15 protein-coding genes and 1 pseudogene are annotated in these 14,910 nt (G+C 61.5%); 7 read left to right on the top strand and 9 right to left on the bottom strand.

The window, feature by feature from the left end; translation table 11 throughout:
• Positions 1 to 47 precede the first annotated feature (47 nt).
• The gene (locus E0D86_RS11810) at positions 48 to 305 is read right to left on the bottom strand and encodes a type B 50S ribosomal protein L31 (protein ID WP_131650228.1); all 258 of its coding nucleotides are present in this window, start codon (positions 303 to 305) and stop codon (positions 48 to 50) included.
• Positions 306 to 501: 196 nt separating this feature from the next.
• Between E0D86_RS11810 and dksA the strand changes: the two genes are divergently transcribed.
• Both dksA and zigA read left to right on the top strand, forming a co-directional pair.
• Entirely contained in the window at positions 502 to 906 is a 405-nt protein-coding gene (dksA, locus tag E0D86_RS11815; RefSeq protein WP_131650229.1) for an RNA polymerase-binding protein DksA, read from the top strand.
• A 10-nt stretch (positions 907 to 916) separates the two neighbouring features.
• Positions 917 to 2,122, top strand: a complete 1,206-nt coding sequence (zigA, locus tag E0D86_RS11820; RefSeq protein WP_131650230.1) for a zinc metallochaperone GTPase ZigA — start codon at positions 917 to 919, stop codon at positions 2,120 to 2,122.
• Between the two features lie 220 nt (positions 2,123 to 2,342).
• On the opposite strand, the gene E0D86_RS11825 is transcribed toward zigA, so the two are convergent.
• From E0D86_RS11825 to E0D86_RS11835, 3 genes and pseudogenes are all read right to left on the bottom strand, one after another.
• Positions 2,343 to 3,182, bottom strand: coding sequence for a bifunctional allantoicase/(S)-ureidoglycine aminohydrolase (locus tag E0D86_RS11825; RefSeq protein WP_131650231.1), 840 nt, complete (start codon positions 3,180 to 3,182; stop codon positions 2,343 to 2,345).
• A gap of 251 nt (positions 3,183 to 3,433) precedes the next feature.
• Positions 3,434 to 4,327 carry an MBL fold metallo-hydrolase gene (locus E0D86_RS11830; protein ID WP_131650232.1) on the bottom strand — a complete coding sequence of 298 codons (894 nt, stop codon included), beginning with the start codon at positions 4,325 to 4,327 and terminating at the stop codon, positions 3,434 to 3,436.
• 78 nt (positions 4,328 to 4,405) lie between these two features.
• Positions 4,406 to 5,410: pseudogene (locus E0D86_RS11835) on the bottom strand (GlxA family transcriptional regulator).
• Between E0D86_RS11835 and E0D86_RS21615 the strand changes: the two are divergent.
• The 3 genes from E0D86_RS21615 (at position 5,336) to E0D86_RS11845 (ending at position 7,209) form a co-directional block, all read left to right on the top strand.
• Positions 5,336 to 5,497 carry a hypothetical protein gene (locus E0D86_RS21615; RefSeq protein WP_231752255.1) on the top strand — a complete coding sequence of 54 codons (162 nt, stop codon included), beginning with the start codon at positions 5,336 to 5,338 and terminating at the stop codon, positions 5,495 to 5,497. The pseudogene E0D86_RS11835 and the gene E0D86_RS21615 sit on opposite strands and share 75 nt — an antisense overlap.
• Before the next feature lie 43 nt (positions 5,498 to 5,540).
• Complete coding sequence (locus E0D86_RS11840; RefSeq protein ID WP_131650233.1) at positions 5,541 to 6,089, top strand: cysteine hydrolase family protein; 549 nt, start codon at positions 5,541 to 5,543, stop codon at positions 6,087 to 6,089.
• Positions 6,090 to 6,231: 142 nt separating this feature from the next.
• Positions 6,232 to 7,209 (top strand): GlxA family transcriptional regulator, encoded by a 978-nt coding sequence (locus E0D86_RS11845; RefSeq protein ID WP_131650234.1) that lies wholly within the window; start codon positions 6,232 to 6,234, stop codon positions 7,207 to 7,209.
• A gap of 338 nt (positions 7,210 to 7,547) precedes the next feature.
• On the opposite strand, the gene E0D86_RS11850 is transcribed toward E0D86_RS11845, so the two are convergent.
• Positions 7,548 to 9,026: an MFS transporter gene (locus tag E0D86_RS11850; protein WP_131650235.1), complete on the bottom strand. Its 1,479-nt coding sequence runs from the start codon at positions 9,024 to 9,026 to the stop codon at positions 7,548 to 7,550.
• Positions 9,027 to 9,121: 95 nt separating this feature from the next.
• Here E0D86_RS11850 and E0D86_RS11855 point away from each other — a divergent pair, with 95 nt between their 5' ends.
• A complete protein-coding gene (locus E0D86_RS11855) occupies positions 9,122 to 9,667 on the top strand; it encodes a TetR/AcrR family transcriptional regulator (protein WP_131650236.1) in 546 nt (181 codons plus the stop codon).
• Between the two features lie 58 nt (positions 9,668 to 9,725).
• On the opposite strand, the gene E0D86_RS11860 is transcribed toward E0D86_RS11855, so the two are convergent.
• The 3 genes from E0D86_RS11860 to E0D86_RS11870 all read right to left on the bottom strand — a co-directional run bounded on the left by E0D86_RS11860 (position 9,726) and on the right by E0D86_RS11870 (position 12,378).
• Positions 9,726 to 10,688 (bottom strand): electron transfer flavoprotein subunit alpha/FixB family protein, encoded by a 963-nt coding sequence (locus E0D86_RS11860; RefSeq protein ID WP_131650237.1) that lies wholly within the window; start codon positions 10,686 to 10,688, stop codon positions 9,726 to 9,728.
• A complete protein-coding gene (locus E0D86_RS11865) occupies positions 10,689 to 11,438 on the bottom strand; it encodes an electron transfer flavoprotein subunit beta/FixA family protein (RefSeq protein WP_131650238.1) in 750 nt (249 codons plus the stop codon).
• Positions 11,439 to 11,595: 157 nt separating this feature from the next.
• Positions 11,596 to 12,378 carry an enoyl-CoA hydratase/isomerase family protein gene (locus tag E0D86_RS11870; RefSeq protein ID WP_131650239.1) on the bottom strand — a complete coding sequence of 261 codons (783 nt, stop codon included), beginning with the start codon at positions 12,376 to 12,378 and terminating at the stop codon, positions 11,596 to 11,598.
• 303 nt (positions 12,379 to 12,681) lie between these two features.
• Between E0D86_RS11870 and E0D86_RS11875 the strand changes: the two genes are divergently transcribed.
• A complete protein-coding gene (locus E0D86_RS11875) occupies positions 12,682 to 13,449 on the top strand; it encodes an SDR family oxidoreductase (protein WP_131650240.1) in 768 nt (255 codons plus the stop codon).
• 64 nt (positions 13,450 to 13,513) lie between these two features.
• Here E0D86_RS11875 and E0D86_RS11880 read toward each other — a convergent pair whose 3' ends face one another.
• Positions 13,514 to 14,872 (bottom strand): MFS transporter, encoded by a 1,359-nt coding sequence (locus tag E0D86_RS11880; protein ID WP_131650241.1) that lies wholly within the window; start codon positions 14,870 to 14,872, stop codon positions 13,514 to 13,516.
• Between the last annotated feature and the right edge of the window lie 38 nt (positions 14,873 to 14,910).

A 14,910-nucleotide genomic window follows, 5' to 3' on the forward strand; every position in this document is an offset into this window, starting at 1 on the left:
CCGCTCGGGTATTCGAGCGGATCGTCTTGGCGTTGTGAAAAGAGCGATCACTTCTTCGTGGTAAATCCGGCGAAGCGCTTGTTGAAGCCCGCGATACGGCCTTCGGACGTCGTTTTGCGCTGCTGGCCGGTGTAGACCGGATGCGATGCGCTGGACACGTCGAGCGCTACGTAAGGGTAGGTATTGCCATCGGTGTGCTGGTGCGTACGGCTGGCTTCGACCGTCGAGCCGATCAGGAAGTAGACGTCCGCCGCCGTGTCGTGGAACAGGACGGGACGATAGTCGGGATGGATGCCTGGTTTCATAAGCTGCTCCTTCATTTTGAGTAGGGTGTGATTGAAATGTCTTAAATGTTATATCATAACAATACGAGTTGGACGAAACCGTAATGGGATCACCCGTAGCCCAGCAGGTATGCCGAAAACGCTTTTATCAAGATGAACTTCAGAGAGCGGTTTGATTTATGGATGTTGTCGTCTCAATTGATCATTGGTGCCACCCATGACTGAGCAGGAACTGCTTCAGCAACACCCCAACGCATATATGAGCGGACAGCAGCAGGCGTTTTTCCGCGAGCTGCTGTTGACCGAGCGTCGTGAGCTGCAGGAGCGAATCACGAGCGAGTTCAATGAACTACGCGATCACGAGCCGAGCAGCGATCCTGCGGATATCGGTAGTACGGAGGAGCAGCGCCAGTGGCAGCTGCGTCTACTCGAACGTGAGAAGAAGCTGCTCGACAAGATTGACCGGGCGCTCGAACGGCTGGCCCGCGGCGAATACGGCTGGTGTGAGGAAACCGGCGAGCCGATCGGTCTGCGCCGCCTGTTGCTGCGACCTACGGCGACCTTGTGCATCGAGGCCAAGGAGCGGCAGGAAAAGAAAGAGAAACATCTACGTGAGACCTGAGGCTCCCCCCATGACTGACCGACTTCCCGTCACCGTACTGTCCGGTTTTCTTGGCGCCGGCAAGAGCACGCTGCTCAACCATGTGCTGAAGAACCGCGAGAACCGTCGTGTCGCGGTGATCGTCAACGACATGAGCGAAATCAACATCGACGGCAGCGAAGTGCAACGCAATGTGAGCCTTAACCGGGCCGAAGAGAAGCTGGTGGAGATGAGCAATGGCTGCATCTGCTGCACCCTGCGCGAGGACCTGCTGGAGGAAGTCAGTCGCCTGGCTCGCGAAGGCCGTTTCGACTACCTGCTGATCGAATCCACCGGCATCGCCGAACCCTTGCCAGTGGCCGAGACCTTCACTTTCCGCGACGAGCAGGGGCGCAGTCTCTCCGACCTGGCGCGCCTGGATACCATGGTCACGGTGGTCGACGGGATCAACTTTCTCCGCGACTTCCACGAAGCGGAGAGTCTGGCCAGCCGTGGCGAGACCTTGGGCGACGAGGATGAGCGTTCCATTACCGATCTGCTGATCGAGCAGGTGGAATTCGCCGACGTCATCCTGATCAGCAAGATCGATCTGATCTCCAGCTCCGAGCGTGAAGAGCTGACCGCTATCCTGCTCGGCCTCAACACGCACGCCGAAATCATGCCGATGAGCATGGGCCGGGTGCCCCTGGGCAGTATCCTGGACACAGGCCGCTTCGATTTCGAGCGTGCCGCCCAGGCGCCAGGCTGGCTCAAGGAGCTACGGGGCGAGCATGTGTCCGAAAGCGAGGAGTACGGTATCGCCTCGACCGCGTATCGTGCGCGTCGGCCGTTCCATCCGCAGCGTTTCCATGAATTTCTGATCCGTGACTGGAGCAATGGCAAGCTGCTGCGCTCCAAGGGCTTCTTCTGGCTTGCGAGCAAGTACCGCGACGCCGGTAGCTGGTCCCAGGCGGGTGGTCTGATGCGCCATGGTCTGGCGGGACGTTGGTGGCGTTTCGTACCCAAGACACAATGGCCCACCGATGACGAGGGGATGCAGGAAATTCTCAAACACTGGGACGTCCAGACCGGCGACTGCCGTCAGGAGCTGGTGTTCATCGGGCAGAACATCGATTTCGAACGACTGAGCGTCGAACTGGATGCCTGCCTGCTCGACGACCAGGAGATGGCAGCGGGCGTGCAAACCTGGGAAAGGCTTCCCGACCCCTTCGGCCCCTGGCACGAGGCTGTCGCCTGATGCTAGCTAGCCGGTCGAGAAGCAGTCACGGCACGTGGCCGACAGCTGGTCGCTTCCATTCTGGCTATGACCGTATGTGCCGGGTACGCCCGATCGCACTGACTTTCCCAGCTAGCCCGATACTGACTGCCTAGATCAACTGGCGGACCTCTACGAGAACGACCCGCAGAAACGAAAACGCCCTCCTGGCCGAGGCGAGGAGGGCGTTCGATGCGAAGAATCAGGCCCGGTGGTTGTATTTGCCCAGGTCCATGTGACGGTTCACATCCTTGTACAGCAGGTAGCGGAACTTGCCGGGGCCGCCGGAGTAGCAGGCCTGCGGGCAGAAGGCGCGTAGCCACATGTAGTCGCCGGCTTCCACTTCGACCCAGTCCTGGTTCAGGCGATAGACGGCCTTGCCCTCCAGTACGTACAGGCCGTGTTCCATCACGTGGGTTTCGGCGAACGGGATCACCGCGCCCGGCTCGAAGGTCACGATGTTCACGTGCATGTCATGGCGCATGTCGCTCATGTCGACGAAGCGAGTAGTGACCCACTTGCCATCGGTGCCCGGCATCGCGATCGGCTCGACGTCCTGCTCGTTGGTGACGAAAGCTTCCGGATATGGCAAGCCTTCGACGGCCTGGTAGTACTTGCGTACCCAGTGGAAGCGCGCAGGGGCGCCGCTGTTGTTGCGCAGGCTCCATTTGGCCGCCGGCGGGATAAAGGCGTAGCCGCCCGGACGCATGACGTGCTGGGTGCCTTCGAGGGTCAGGGTGAACTCGCCATCGACCACAAAGAGTACGCCTTCGGCGTTCGGGTCCTGCTCGGGCTTTTCGCTGCCACCGCCGTCGGCTAGTTCAACGATGTACTGGGAGAAGGTCTCGGCGAAGCCGGACAGCGGGCGGGCGAGCACCCACATGCGCATGTTGTCCCAGAAGGGCAGATGGCTGGTGACGATGTCGCGCATCACGCCCTTCGGAATGACGGCGTAGGCCTCCGTGAACATCGCGCGATCGGTCAGCAACTCAGTCTGCGCTGGGTGCCCGCCAGTGGGGGCGTAGTACCTTGTGTTTGCCATATGACTCCCATCTTGTTGGTGGTGCCTGCGGTCGAGATGGCCGCAGGCTGGGTGCGGAGCTATGTGCTCAATTGTACACATGCTGACAAATAAATCTCCAGCAATTGTATACAATCAGTGTTCGTTCCAGACCTGATCTACATTCTTGAGCATGATGGAGTCGGTTCAAAGCCCCGTTGTCTCTGGATCAGCCCCCAGCAGCCCTGGGCTAGCGCAGGTGGGGCGCCCTGATAAGGCGGTCCCAAGCCAGCTTAGAACTTCAGTGTTGCCCCATCCTCGGGAATCTCGACGCGTTCCTGAAAGCCTTTCTCCTGAACGTAGGCTTTCAACTCTTTACGGCTCAGCCCCATATGGTTGATGGCATCCATGTGCGTCGCCACGACTGTTGCATCCGGCACCGCCTGGCTGGCACGCAGTACATCTTCCTTGCCCATGATGATCGCGCCGTCATAGCCAGTCACCTGTGCATAACCGGCATTCAACACGACGACTTCGGGCTTGTACCGGCTTAGCGCCTGGTCGACCTCGTCACGCCAGATGGTATCGCCTGCCAGATAGAGCGTTTTGTGCTCTGGCGCTTCGAAGACGACACCAATCGCAACGCCGAGGAACTCCGCGAGCTCAGGTGTAGCGAACATCTTGTCGGTACCGTGCTGGCCACCAATCCTGCTTAGCGTGACGCCGCCGAACTCCGCTTGGTCCGTGAGAATCCGGACGTCGCCAAAGCCCTGCCCACGGATGATCTCGGCATCGGCCTCGTTCTGTACGAACAGCGGGAGATCCTTGGGCAGCATCTGCTGCGCGGCGTCATCCCAATGATCCAGATGAGTGTGCGTGACGATCACCGCATCGACCCCGGCAAGGACCTCTTCGGCTGGCATCGGCAGCTCGACCAGCGGGTTGCGAAGTTCGCTGCGGTAAGTGCCCTCGAAGCCTGGGTAAGTGCCTTTCTTGGCGAGCATCGGGTCGATAAGAAAGGTCATGTCGGCGTAGATGATTTTCAGCGTAGCGCTGCGGATCTGCTGCAGCTGCACCTGCGCGGAAGGCGTGGCTGATGTACCTGCTGGTTGTGCCGAGGCAAATGCGCTGGTGAAGGCGAGGCTGACGGCCAAAGCCAGTGAACTGCTGATTTTTGCAAAATGCATGGAGCGACTCCTGGGTTCGTTTCGAAGGAGCGCATTGTGGGAGCAGAGAGAAAGAAGCAATAGCGGCCCAAAAGACAATCATAGATAAAAACGGGCCATTCTTTCGGCGGGTCGTGAATTTGCCCAAGCCTGCCTATGAAACCCACTGAAACGTCGTCGATATTCGCTAGGCGTGAGCCCGACGATACCTGTGAATACCTTGCGGAACGCTCCGGCGTCACCATAGCCGACCTCCCAGGCGATCCGCTCGATGGGTAACTGGCTCGCCTGTAGCATCGCGCGCGCGGCCCACTCGGAGGCGCTGGCAATATTCGGTGGTGGTCATGCCGGTAGCTTTCTGAAAGCGGCGCAGAAAGGTGCGCACCTCCATGCCGGCACGTTGAGCCAGGTCGGGAAGGGCGATGTGCTTGGCACCTGTCTCTTGCAACCAGTGCTGCACGGCCAGCACGGCCTGATCGCCATGAGCCAACCGCGGCGCGAAGGCGCTGTAGTAACGCTGCTGGAGTCCGGGCGGATCGACGAGAAACATCTGGGCGGTGTCGATCATCACCGCAGCGCTCAGGTAGCGGTCTACCAATCGCAATCCGAGATCGATCCAGGCCATGACGCCGCCGGCGGTGATGATGTCGTCGGCGTCGATGATGAGCTGGTCGATATCGAGCCGCACATCGGGGAAGCGCTCCGCGAATTTCTCCACATAGAGCCAATGCGTCGTGATGGTGCGACCGGACAGCAAGCCTGTTTCGCCAAGCAGGAAAGCGCCTGCACACACGGACGCGAGCGTAGCCCCCACGCGGTGCTGCGCCTGCAGCCATCTCTGTAAGGCGCCGCTGCGCTGGTGGCAATCGGTTCTTCCAGGCTAGGGGGCAGGATGAGCACGGCGGGCGTCGTGCTCATGCCAGCAAGCGAATCTTGTACGCGCACCGGAGTTTCGCTCGGGCTTTGTTTTTGCCACTGGCTGATGCGCAAAACCGGCATATCCGGCGCCCCTCGCTCGTCGGCGATTCGTTGTGCAAACGCGAACAGATCGGTCAGGCCCAGAACCGTCGCCAGCTGCGCACCGGGATACAGCAGTATCCCGATCTCTATGACGTTCATATCCGGCATGTGTCGATCCAGCCCTTGAAGATGTCGATCTCGCCACTTCGCAACAAGCGCCTCGATGGCTGATGATGGTCACGCTTCCCCTTACAACATCGTCAAGGAGCCAATAATGAGCAAGCGTGCATTGGTCGTAATCGATCTGCAGAACGAATACCTGCCGACGGGCAATCTACCGCTGACCGGTATCGAGGCAGCCGTCGATAACGCAGTAAAAGTGATTGCCGACTCCCGCGCCAAGGATGTCCCGGTCATTCACGTCCGTCATGAATTCGTCAACGGGGAAGTCCCGGCTTTCGTTCCGGGAACTCAAAACGTCGAGATCCAACCTGCTGTCGCCCCGCAGAATGGCGAGCCTGTCATCGTCAAGAACTACCCTAACTCGTTCCGTGAAACGGAGCTCAAGCGTTTGCTCGACGAGCAGGGTGTAGAAGAAATCGTGATCGTCGGCGCGATGAGCCACATGTGTGTCGATGCCGGCGTTCGTGCCGCAGCCGATTTGGGCTATTCGGTGACCGTACTGCACGATGCCTGCGCGACGCTGGATCTGGAGTTCGAGGGTGTACAGGTTCCGGCAGCTCAGGTGCATGCGGCCATGATGGCTGCCCTTAAGTTCGGCTACGCCAACGTGATCTCGACGCAAGCCTATCTGACGGCCTAAGCCGCTGTTGGATACCCCGATCTGTGCCCAATCCGCAGGTCGGGGAAGCACCTACCAGCGATGCCGCTCTGCACTCGATGTTTGACCTTAATAAAGCTCTTGGATACTTTTGGGCCATCTTTCCCAAAGCGGGTCATCTGCCATGTCCATGCTTCGCGTTGCCGTCCTGGCGTTCGATGGCGTGAGCCTGTTTCATCTCTCCGTGCCCGGAATGGTCTTTGGCGCAGCCAAAGACGCACCGGATCTGCCGCATTACGAAGTTGGCTATTGCGCTGCAAAGCCGGGCCAGGTCCGTAGCGATCAAGGCGTGATGATCGACGTGCCCGATGGGCTAGAGGCAATGGAGCGTGCCGATATCGTCATCGTGCCGGCATGGAGCGATCCCAACCAGCAAGCACCTACCGAACTGACCGATGCCCTGCGTCAGCGCCATGCACAAGGCGCACTGATCGTTGGCCTGTGCTTGGGTGCCTTCGTGTTAGGCGATGCAGGTCTGCTGGATGGCCGCGAAGCCACCACGCATTGGGTGGCTCGCGATCTCTTCGCTCGACGCTTCCCCAGCAGCCACTTTCGCCCGGATGTGCTCTACGTTTCTGACGACAACATCATTACCTCGGCCGGTACGGTCGCCGCCATCGACTGTTGCCTGCATCTGCTGCGTCAGCGACACGGTGCCGATGTAGCGAATCGAATGGCCCGGCTGCTGGTTACACCACCGCATCGGCAAGGTGGGCAGGCGCAATACATCGAACAACCTGTTCCGCAGCTGCCGAGTGAGAGCCGGCTGCCCGGTGTGCTGGAATGGGCGCGGGAACATCTGGCTGAACCCTTGTCGCTCGATACGTTGGCTGATGTGGCCAGCATGAGTCGCCGTACCTTCACCCGCCGTTTTCGCGAAACCACAGGCACGACCTTCATCAAATGGCTCAACGCCGAACGTGTCGCGCGGGCACAACAGCTGCTGGAGACCACCGAGATGCCGATCGACTGCATCGCATCGGAGGTAGGCTTCGGCACGTCGCTTTCACTGCGTCAGCAGTTCGCCGCGCAATTGGGCACGACCCCCTCGGATTACCGGCGGACCTTCTGTAAGGAGCTGCGCTCGAAGGCGCTCAGCTAATCGGGCGCGTGTAACAAGCGATCAGGCGCATGCTGGGCTCGTGGATTCTGCTGCTCCTTGGCCCGGGCCACCAACTGGTCGCGGGCGAGCGGCATAGCGTTCTTCACCGCCAGGACCTCGGCCATGACGCCGCTGGAAGCCGACGGGATGCCCGCGCCGCGAGCGCCAGTTCGGCACGACGATGGCCGAACGCAGCTATGAGCCATATCGATCGATGCCGCTTTGATGCAGCGCAACGAGCCAGGTGTTGCCTTGGTCCAGATCGGTCCTTTCCATGCAGGCGGTTTGCTGGCATCTCCAATTGGCGTGAAGCTTCGTCCTGTTGCTTGCGCGTTCTACTAACGAGCGCGGCGGGTGGTCAGGGCGATGCCGGCCGAGGCCGCGCCGAGCAGCGCGACGACCATGATCATCACCGTTACGAAAGCACTGTCGAAAGCGCTTTGCGCCAGGCTGACAAGCGGGGCGGCAACGGTTTCAGGCAGGGCTTCGGCGGCGATCAGCGCACCGTCGAGGCTGTCTCGGGCCAGCGCTGGCGCCGCGCTGCCTGCCGGTGTGGTGAAGGCTGCGGAATACACCGCGGACATCAAACTACCCAGTATGGCGATGCCCAGTGCACCGCCCAGCTCGTACGAGACCTCTTCGATCGACGCCGCCATGCCCGCACGGTCTGGCGGCGCATGCAACAGCATGGCGCTGGAGGCGGCAGTCATTGCCGCGCCGATGCCGAAGCCGAGCAGGCTGAACGATAGAATCTGAACCCATAGCGCGGCGCCATAACCCAGCAGGTACAGCAGCGCCCCGGCTGCCGACAGGGCGAGGGAGGTGCTCAGGATGCGTTCCGCTCCTAGTCGCGGCAACGCCAATCCGGCAAGCGGACCGGCGACGAAGGCGCCCAGCGGGATTGGCAGAATGGCCAGACCGGCCTGCAATGGCGATAAGCCGACCACCAACTGCAGTCGCTGGCTGACCACTAACTCCATGCCCATTAATGCTGCCGAGGCGATCAATGCCGTGGCTACGCCAGCCGAGAAACTGCGGTCGCGAAACAGAGCGAATTCGATCATCGGTACTGTCGTCTGGCGCTGGCGCCGCAGGAAAGCCAGGCCGCACACGAACGCCGTAATTGCCGCCGCGCTGGCTTGCAGCACGGACGGGTCTGGCTTGCCGGCTTCCTTGATGGCCAGCGTCAGGCCGACCAGCGCACCCATGATCCACAGTGAGGCGAGCAGGTCGAACGGTCGATCGGGGTTGCCGGGCCGGGCGGGCACCCAGATCACGGCGAGCACCAACGCCACGATTACGATCGGCACGTTGATGATGAACACCGAGCCCCACCAGAAATGTTCCAGCAGCACACCGCCGACGACCGGGCCGAAGGCGGCACCGCCCGAAGCGATCGCGGCCCATATGCCGAACGCCAGGGCGCGCTCGCGGACGTCGTCGAAGACGTGGCGGATGATCGCCAGTGTGGCCGGCATCATCATCGCCGCACCTACCGCCAAGGCCACCCTGGCGGCGATCAGCGCCTCGGCACTGGGCGAAAAGGCAGCGCCCAGGGAGGCTCCACCGAACACCACCAGCCCGGCGATGAACATCCGCTTGTGGCCGAAGCGGTCTCCCAGCGCGCCCATCCCGGGCAGTAGGCCCGCGACTGTGAGGGCATAAGCGTTCACGATCCATAGCTTCTCGGTGGCCGAGGCGCGCAGTTCGTAGGTCAGGCTTGGCAACGCCAGGTAGATTACCGTCATGTCGATGACGATCAGCAAAAGCGCGCTGGATAATATGCCCAGCACCAGCCAGCGAAGAGGTGATTTCAACGGGTCATCCTCGGGTCCGGTATCCCAGCAATTGGCGGGGGGAAAACGTTGCGGCAGAATATAAATACATACGTATTTAATTTAAAGGGATGAATGTGGGCAGAAAGAGAACTATCGATCGCGAGGTACTGCTGGATGTGGCCGAAGGAATCGTCAATCGACAAGGCGCTGCAGCACTGACGATAGACGCCGTCGCCAAAGCTGCGGGCATTACCAAAGGTGGCGTGCAGTACAGCTTCGGCACCAAGGATGAGCTGATCAACGCGATGTTCGAGCGTTGGGGCAAGGGTTATACCGAGCAGTTCCAGCGCATCGCCGGGGACGACCCCGATCCGCTGACGGCGGTGCGCGCGCATATCGAGGCCACTCGCGGCTCGGACTTCGGTTCTCACGCCAAGGCGGCGAGTCTGTTGGCGGCGCTGCTACAAACTCCCGAGCACCTGCAGTCGACCCAGGCGTGGTACCGGGAGCGCCTTGCCGGACTCGACACCTCGACCGAAGAAGGGCGCCGCGCCCGTGTTGCCTTTTTCGCTGCCGAAGGCATTTTCGCGCTGCGCTTCTTTCGCCTGATGGAAATAGGCGAGGAGGAGTGGACGGACGTCATGATCGATATCGCTGCAGTGGTCCGTCCGGATAGCTGACGGGGCCTCGACATCGACCCGTTGCCTGCTAGACCGACTAGCGCCGAAGACCGGTCTATCAGCCAAGCAGACTCTCGAGCTCCGGCACGATCTCGAACAAGTCACCCACCAGGCCGTAATCGGCGACCTGGAAGATTGGCGCTTCTTCATCCTTGTTGATCGCGACGATCACCTTGGAGTCTTTCATACCGGCCAGGTGCTGAATGGCCCCCGAGATACCCACGGCGATGTACAGCTGCGGCGCAACGATCTTGCCGGTCTGACCGACCTGCATGTCGTTCGGTACGAAGCCGGCGTCGACCGCCGCGCGCGAGGCGCCAACGGCAGCGCCGAGCTTGTCGGCCAGCGAGTACAGGTGCTTGAAGTTCTCACCGTTCTGCATGCCGCGACCGCCAGAGACAACGATCTTGGCAGCGGTCAGCTCGGGACGGTCGGACTTGGCCAGTTCTTCACCCACGAACGAAGAAATGCCCTTGTCGCCAGTGCCCGAAACCTGCTCGACGGCAGCCGAACCACCTTCTGCCTTGACCGGATCGAAACCGGTGGCACGCACGGTGATCACCTTGATCGGCGCGCTGGATTGCACTGTGGCAATGGCGTTACCGGCATAGATCGGGCGCTTGAAGGTATCAGCGCTCTCGACGGCGATGATCTCGGAGATCTGGTCGACGTCCAGCTGCGCTGCAACCCGCGGCAGGGAGTTCTTGCCGTTAGTGGTCGCGGCAGCCAGTACGTGGCTGTAGGCGGCCGGCGAGGCTCCTTGCGCCAGGCCGGCAATCAGCGGCGCGACGTTTTCCGGCAGCTGGTGGGCGTAGGCTGCATCGTCGGCGACCAGTACCTTGGTCACACCTTCGATCTTGGCAGCTGCTTCGCCGATGGCACCGCAGCCGCTACCAGCGACCAGTACATGAATGTCGCCGCCAATGGTTTGGGCGGCAATCCGCTTTGCGGCAGCCACAGTGTTGAGGGTCGCAGCAGCCAGAACGGCGTTGTTGTGTTCAGCGATAACCAGGATAGTCATTTAGATTACCTTCGCCTCGTTCTTCAGTTTCTCGACCAGTTCAGCCACGGACTTGACCTTGATGCCCGCGCTGCGAGCAGCCGGCGCTTCGACTTTCAGGGTCTTCACGGTGGAGGCGGTGGTGACACCCAGCGCGTCCGGAGTCAGCACTTCCAGCGGCTTCTTCTTGGCCTTCATGATGTTCGGCAGCGACGCGTAGCGCGGCTCGTTCAGGCGCAGGTCGGTGGTCACGATTGCCGGCAGGTTCAGCGCAACGGTCTGCGCACCGCCGTCGATTTCACGCTCGACTTTGACCTTGTCGCCTTCCACTTCGACTTTCGAAGCGAAGGTGCCCTGGGCGTAGCCCGTCAAAGCACCGAGCATCTGGCCGGTTTGGTTGTTGTCACTGTCGATGGCCTGCTTACCGAGAATGACCAGCTGTGGCTGCTCCTTGTCGACTACAGCCTTTAGCAGCTTGGCCACGGCCAGGGAGTTGAGCTCTTCGGTCGACTCGACCAGTACGGCGCGATCGGCACCCAGTGCCAGCGCGGTGCGCAGCTGCTCTTGAGCTGCGGTCGGGCCAATGGAAACCACGACGATTTCGCTTGCCACGCCCTTTTCTTTCAGGCGCACGGCTTCTTCCACGGCGATTTCGCAGAAGGGGTTCATCGACATCTTGACGTTGGCGAGGTCGACGCCGGAGTTGTCCGCCTTGACGCGAACCTTGACGTTGTAATCGACCACTCGTTTGACGGGTACCAAAACTCTCATAAGTCGGCTCTTGTTCCGTGATTGATCATGTCGGCTCATTGGGCGAGCAGGGTCGAGTCGACTCAACACGCCTGCTGATTGGCTGTCGCTAAGATAGGCAGCGTTCCTGAAACAGGGATGACCTAAACGGACGATGCTGGGGCCGATTCACAGACTGCTAGCCGTTAATGGCCGGATACCTTTCCAGGTACGCGTGGGCCGCGCGCTGGCATTCGTCGCTCTCCAGGCAATCGGATAACGCGCGTTTTTCCGCTTCGAGCTGCTGCGGCAGATCGCGCTGGTAGGCATCACGCATCAAACGCTTGAGCTGGCCTTGAGCGGGTACTGCCGCCTCGCTCAAGCGCTTGGCCAGGCACGAGGTCTCGCTGGCCAGCGTTTCGAGCGGCACGATGCGATTGACCAGCCCAATGGCTGCCGCCTGGGAAGCCTTCAAGGGCTCATTGAGCAGCGCGATTTCCATGGCCGCGCGCAGCCCCACGAGACGAGGCAGGTGCCAGGAAGCACCGAGCTGGCTGCTGATGCCCGCCTGCAAACAGGCGAAATTGAAACGGCAATTGGTGGCGGCGATGGCCAGATCGCAAGCCAGGGCGATGCTCATGCCGGCGCCTGCAATCGGTCCCTGCAGGCTGCCGAGAACCAGGATGTCGAGCTCGGTCAGGATCTGTATGGCCTGATTCATCGGCTCGATCAGGTCTTCGATGATCAAGTCTGGCGCCGCGAGTACCTGCGGCAGATCGACCCCAGCCATGAACGTGCGGCCTGCGCCGCTGAGCACGAGCACTCTGCTGGCTGGACGCGCCGCCACCTCACGGCATGCCGCCAGAAAGGCCCAGGCCATGTCCCGGTCGATGGTATTGAGCGCCTCTGGCCGGTTGAATCGGATCTGGCTGATGGCGCCGTTATGTTCAAGCGACACGGGCGAGGAGGCTCGATTGTTCATATAGGACTCCGAAACAGGGGCGGCGGGTAGCTGGAGCCGAGGTTTGGCCCAAAGGGCGCACCTTCATTTGTGATCAGCGTGTGGGCAGAAATCCGGCGGCTCGGCATGCGGTGCCCACGATTGCGATCAGTGTTGGCAAGAGCCCGTGGTCGGCGCATCGTTCATACGGAGTACATCTCAGACAACCTCGGAGGCTTTAGTCTTTCCGGACGATGTGAGGCGCTGTGAACGCATGGGCAAATGAGCCAACCGCTGATGCCTGAAGTCAGGGCGCCACCCATATCGTTTTGGAAGGAGAAGCACATGCCTGTCACAGCAATTACCGGATCCGCCTCTGGCATCGGCGCGGCGCTGAGCGAGGTGCTGATGAGCGCCGGCCACACCGTAATCGGAATCGACCGAGCCAACGCCGAGATCAATGCCGACTTATCCACTCCCAGTGGTCGCCAGGCGGCAGTCGCCTCGGTGCTCGAGCGTTGTGGCGGCGTGCTTGACGGGTTGGTCTGCTGCGCGGGCGTTGGCGTCACCGCGCCAAGCTGCGGGCTGATCGTGGCGGTCAATCATTTTGGTGTGAACGATCTGCTGGACGGGCTATTCGAGGCGTTGCAGAAAGGACACAAGCCCGCCGCTGTGGTGGTTGGGTCCGTCGCTTCAGTGCAGCCAGGCGCGCATGAGTTGCCGATGGTCAAGGCCATGCTGAGCGGTGATGAAACCCGAGCGATCGAGCTGGCCGAGTCGCAGAACGAGCCGCACATGGCCTACGCCGGTTCCAAATATTCGGTCACTTGCATGGCGCGGCAAAAGGCGCCGGACTGGGGCAAGCTTGGGGTGCGCCTCAATGTGGTCGCGCCTGGCGCCGTGGAAACGCCTTTGTTGCAAGCGTCCAAGGCCGATCCTCGCTACGGCGAATCGACCCGTCGTTTTGTTGCGCCGTTGGGCCGGGGCAGCGAGCCAACGGAGGTGGCGTCGGTGATCGCCTTCCTGCTCTCGGAACAGGCGAGTTTCGTCCATGGCAGCGTGCTATTCGCCGATGGCGGCATGGACGCGATGGTCCGACCGAACACGTTCTGAAGTTCGTCTCGCAGATCAAAAAGCGCCTGGCTTGCCAGGCGTTTTTGCGTTTGGAGAACCGACGTTAATCCGCGCAAGCGGCGAGCGGGATGGCTGAGGGCGCGGGGGTACGAACGGGCGAAGTCTCCTGGTACGCCCGGGCACGGTACAGCGTCAGAAGCAGCGCCAGCGGTGCGAACAAACTACAGCTGACCACCAACAAGGCGTAGCGCAGCGATTCATGTCCGAACGTGGTGCTGAGCGCGTCGCTCAGAAGCCCGGCAGCGAGCGGGCCGAGGCCGATGCCGAGCAGGGTGGAGAAGATCGTCTGCAGCGCGATCGCCGTGCCGCGTTGCCAGGGGCTGACCAGTTGAGTCAGCAGATTGAAAGAAGCCGCCACCCACCAGATCGCGAAGAAGCCACTGAGCGCAGCCCAGAGCATCGCTGTCGGCACGGGCAGGCCGCCTAGCATGAACAAGGTGCCCTTGGGCGCGAGCAGGTAAAGCGCCATTCCAATCAGCCCCACGACATGTCCCAGCAGCGGAATGCGCAATAGCCAGGCGCGGTTCAAGGCGCTAAGGCGATCGGTCAGCCAGCCGCTGAACAATCCGCCAACGGCCATGCTGGCCCCGCTGACCACGCCGGCGAGGATGCCGGCATGCTGCAGCGAGAGGTCGTGGCTGCGCATCAGAAAGGTCGTGTTCCACATGCCGAAGGCGTAGGCGCCAAAGGTCGTCAGCGAGCTGGCGCTCATCAATAGCAGGTAGGGTCGGTTGCGTAGCAGTTCCAGCGCCGATTGCGTCAGCGTCTCGCCCGGGACCGGGTGCGTGCTCACCGCATCCCAGCGGCCGCGAGACGGTTCGCGAACCACAAAACCGAACACCAGCGATAGCAGCAACAAAGGCGCGGCGATCAGCATAAAGCCGGTGCGCCAGCCATAAACGTCGACCAGCCAGGCGCCGACGCTCAGGCCGAGGATGGCCGACAGGGTCGGCGCGCCGGTGAAGCAGCTGATTGCCAGCGAGCGGTTGTGCGCCGGGTAGAGATCCGCGATCAGCGACAGCGAGGCCGGCATTACCGGCGCTTCGGTGGCCGCAACCAGCATCCGCGCCAACGCCAGCATGAAAAAGCTCATGGCCAGGCCGCAGAGCAGGGTCGCCAATGCCCACAGCACGGCGGCGATAGCCAGCACCCGCATGCGCGAATGGCGGTCGGCAAGGCGTCCGGCGGGCAGGCCGAGCAGTGCGTAAAAGGCGGCAAAGACCAGACCGGAGAGCAGCCCCATCGCGGTATCGCTGACGCCGAATTCCAGTTTGATCGGTTCGATCATCACCGACATGATCTGCCGGCCAATGAAGCTGCCGGCATAGGCCGTCACCAGCAGCGCCAGCACGCCATGGGTACGCCAGCCAAGGCCAGTCTCGGAAGTAGTCGCGGTCGTCATGCGTGGCTCCGGTGGCCGGCCTGGGCGGGCCGACCGAG

Source organism: Pseudomonas sp. IC_126, from assembly GCF_004331835.1.
Classification (GTDB): Bacteria; Pseudomonadota; Gammaproteobacteria; order Pseudomonadales; family Pseudomonadaceae; genus Stutzerimonas.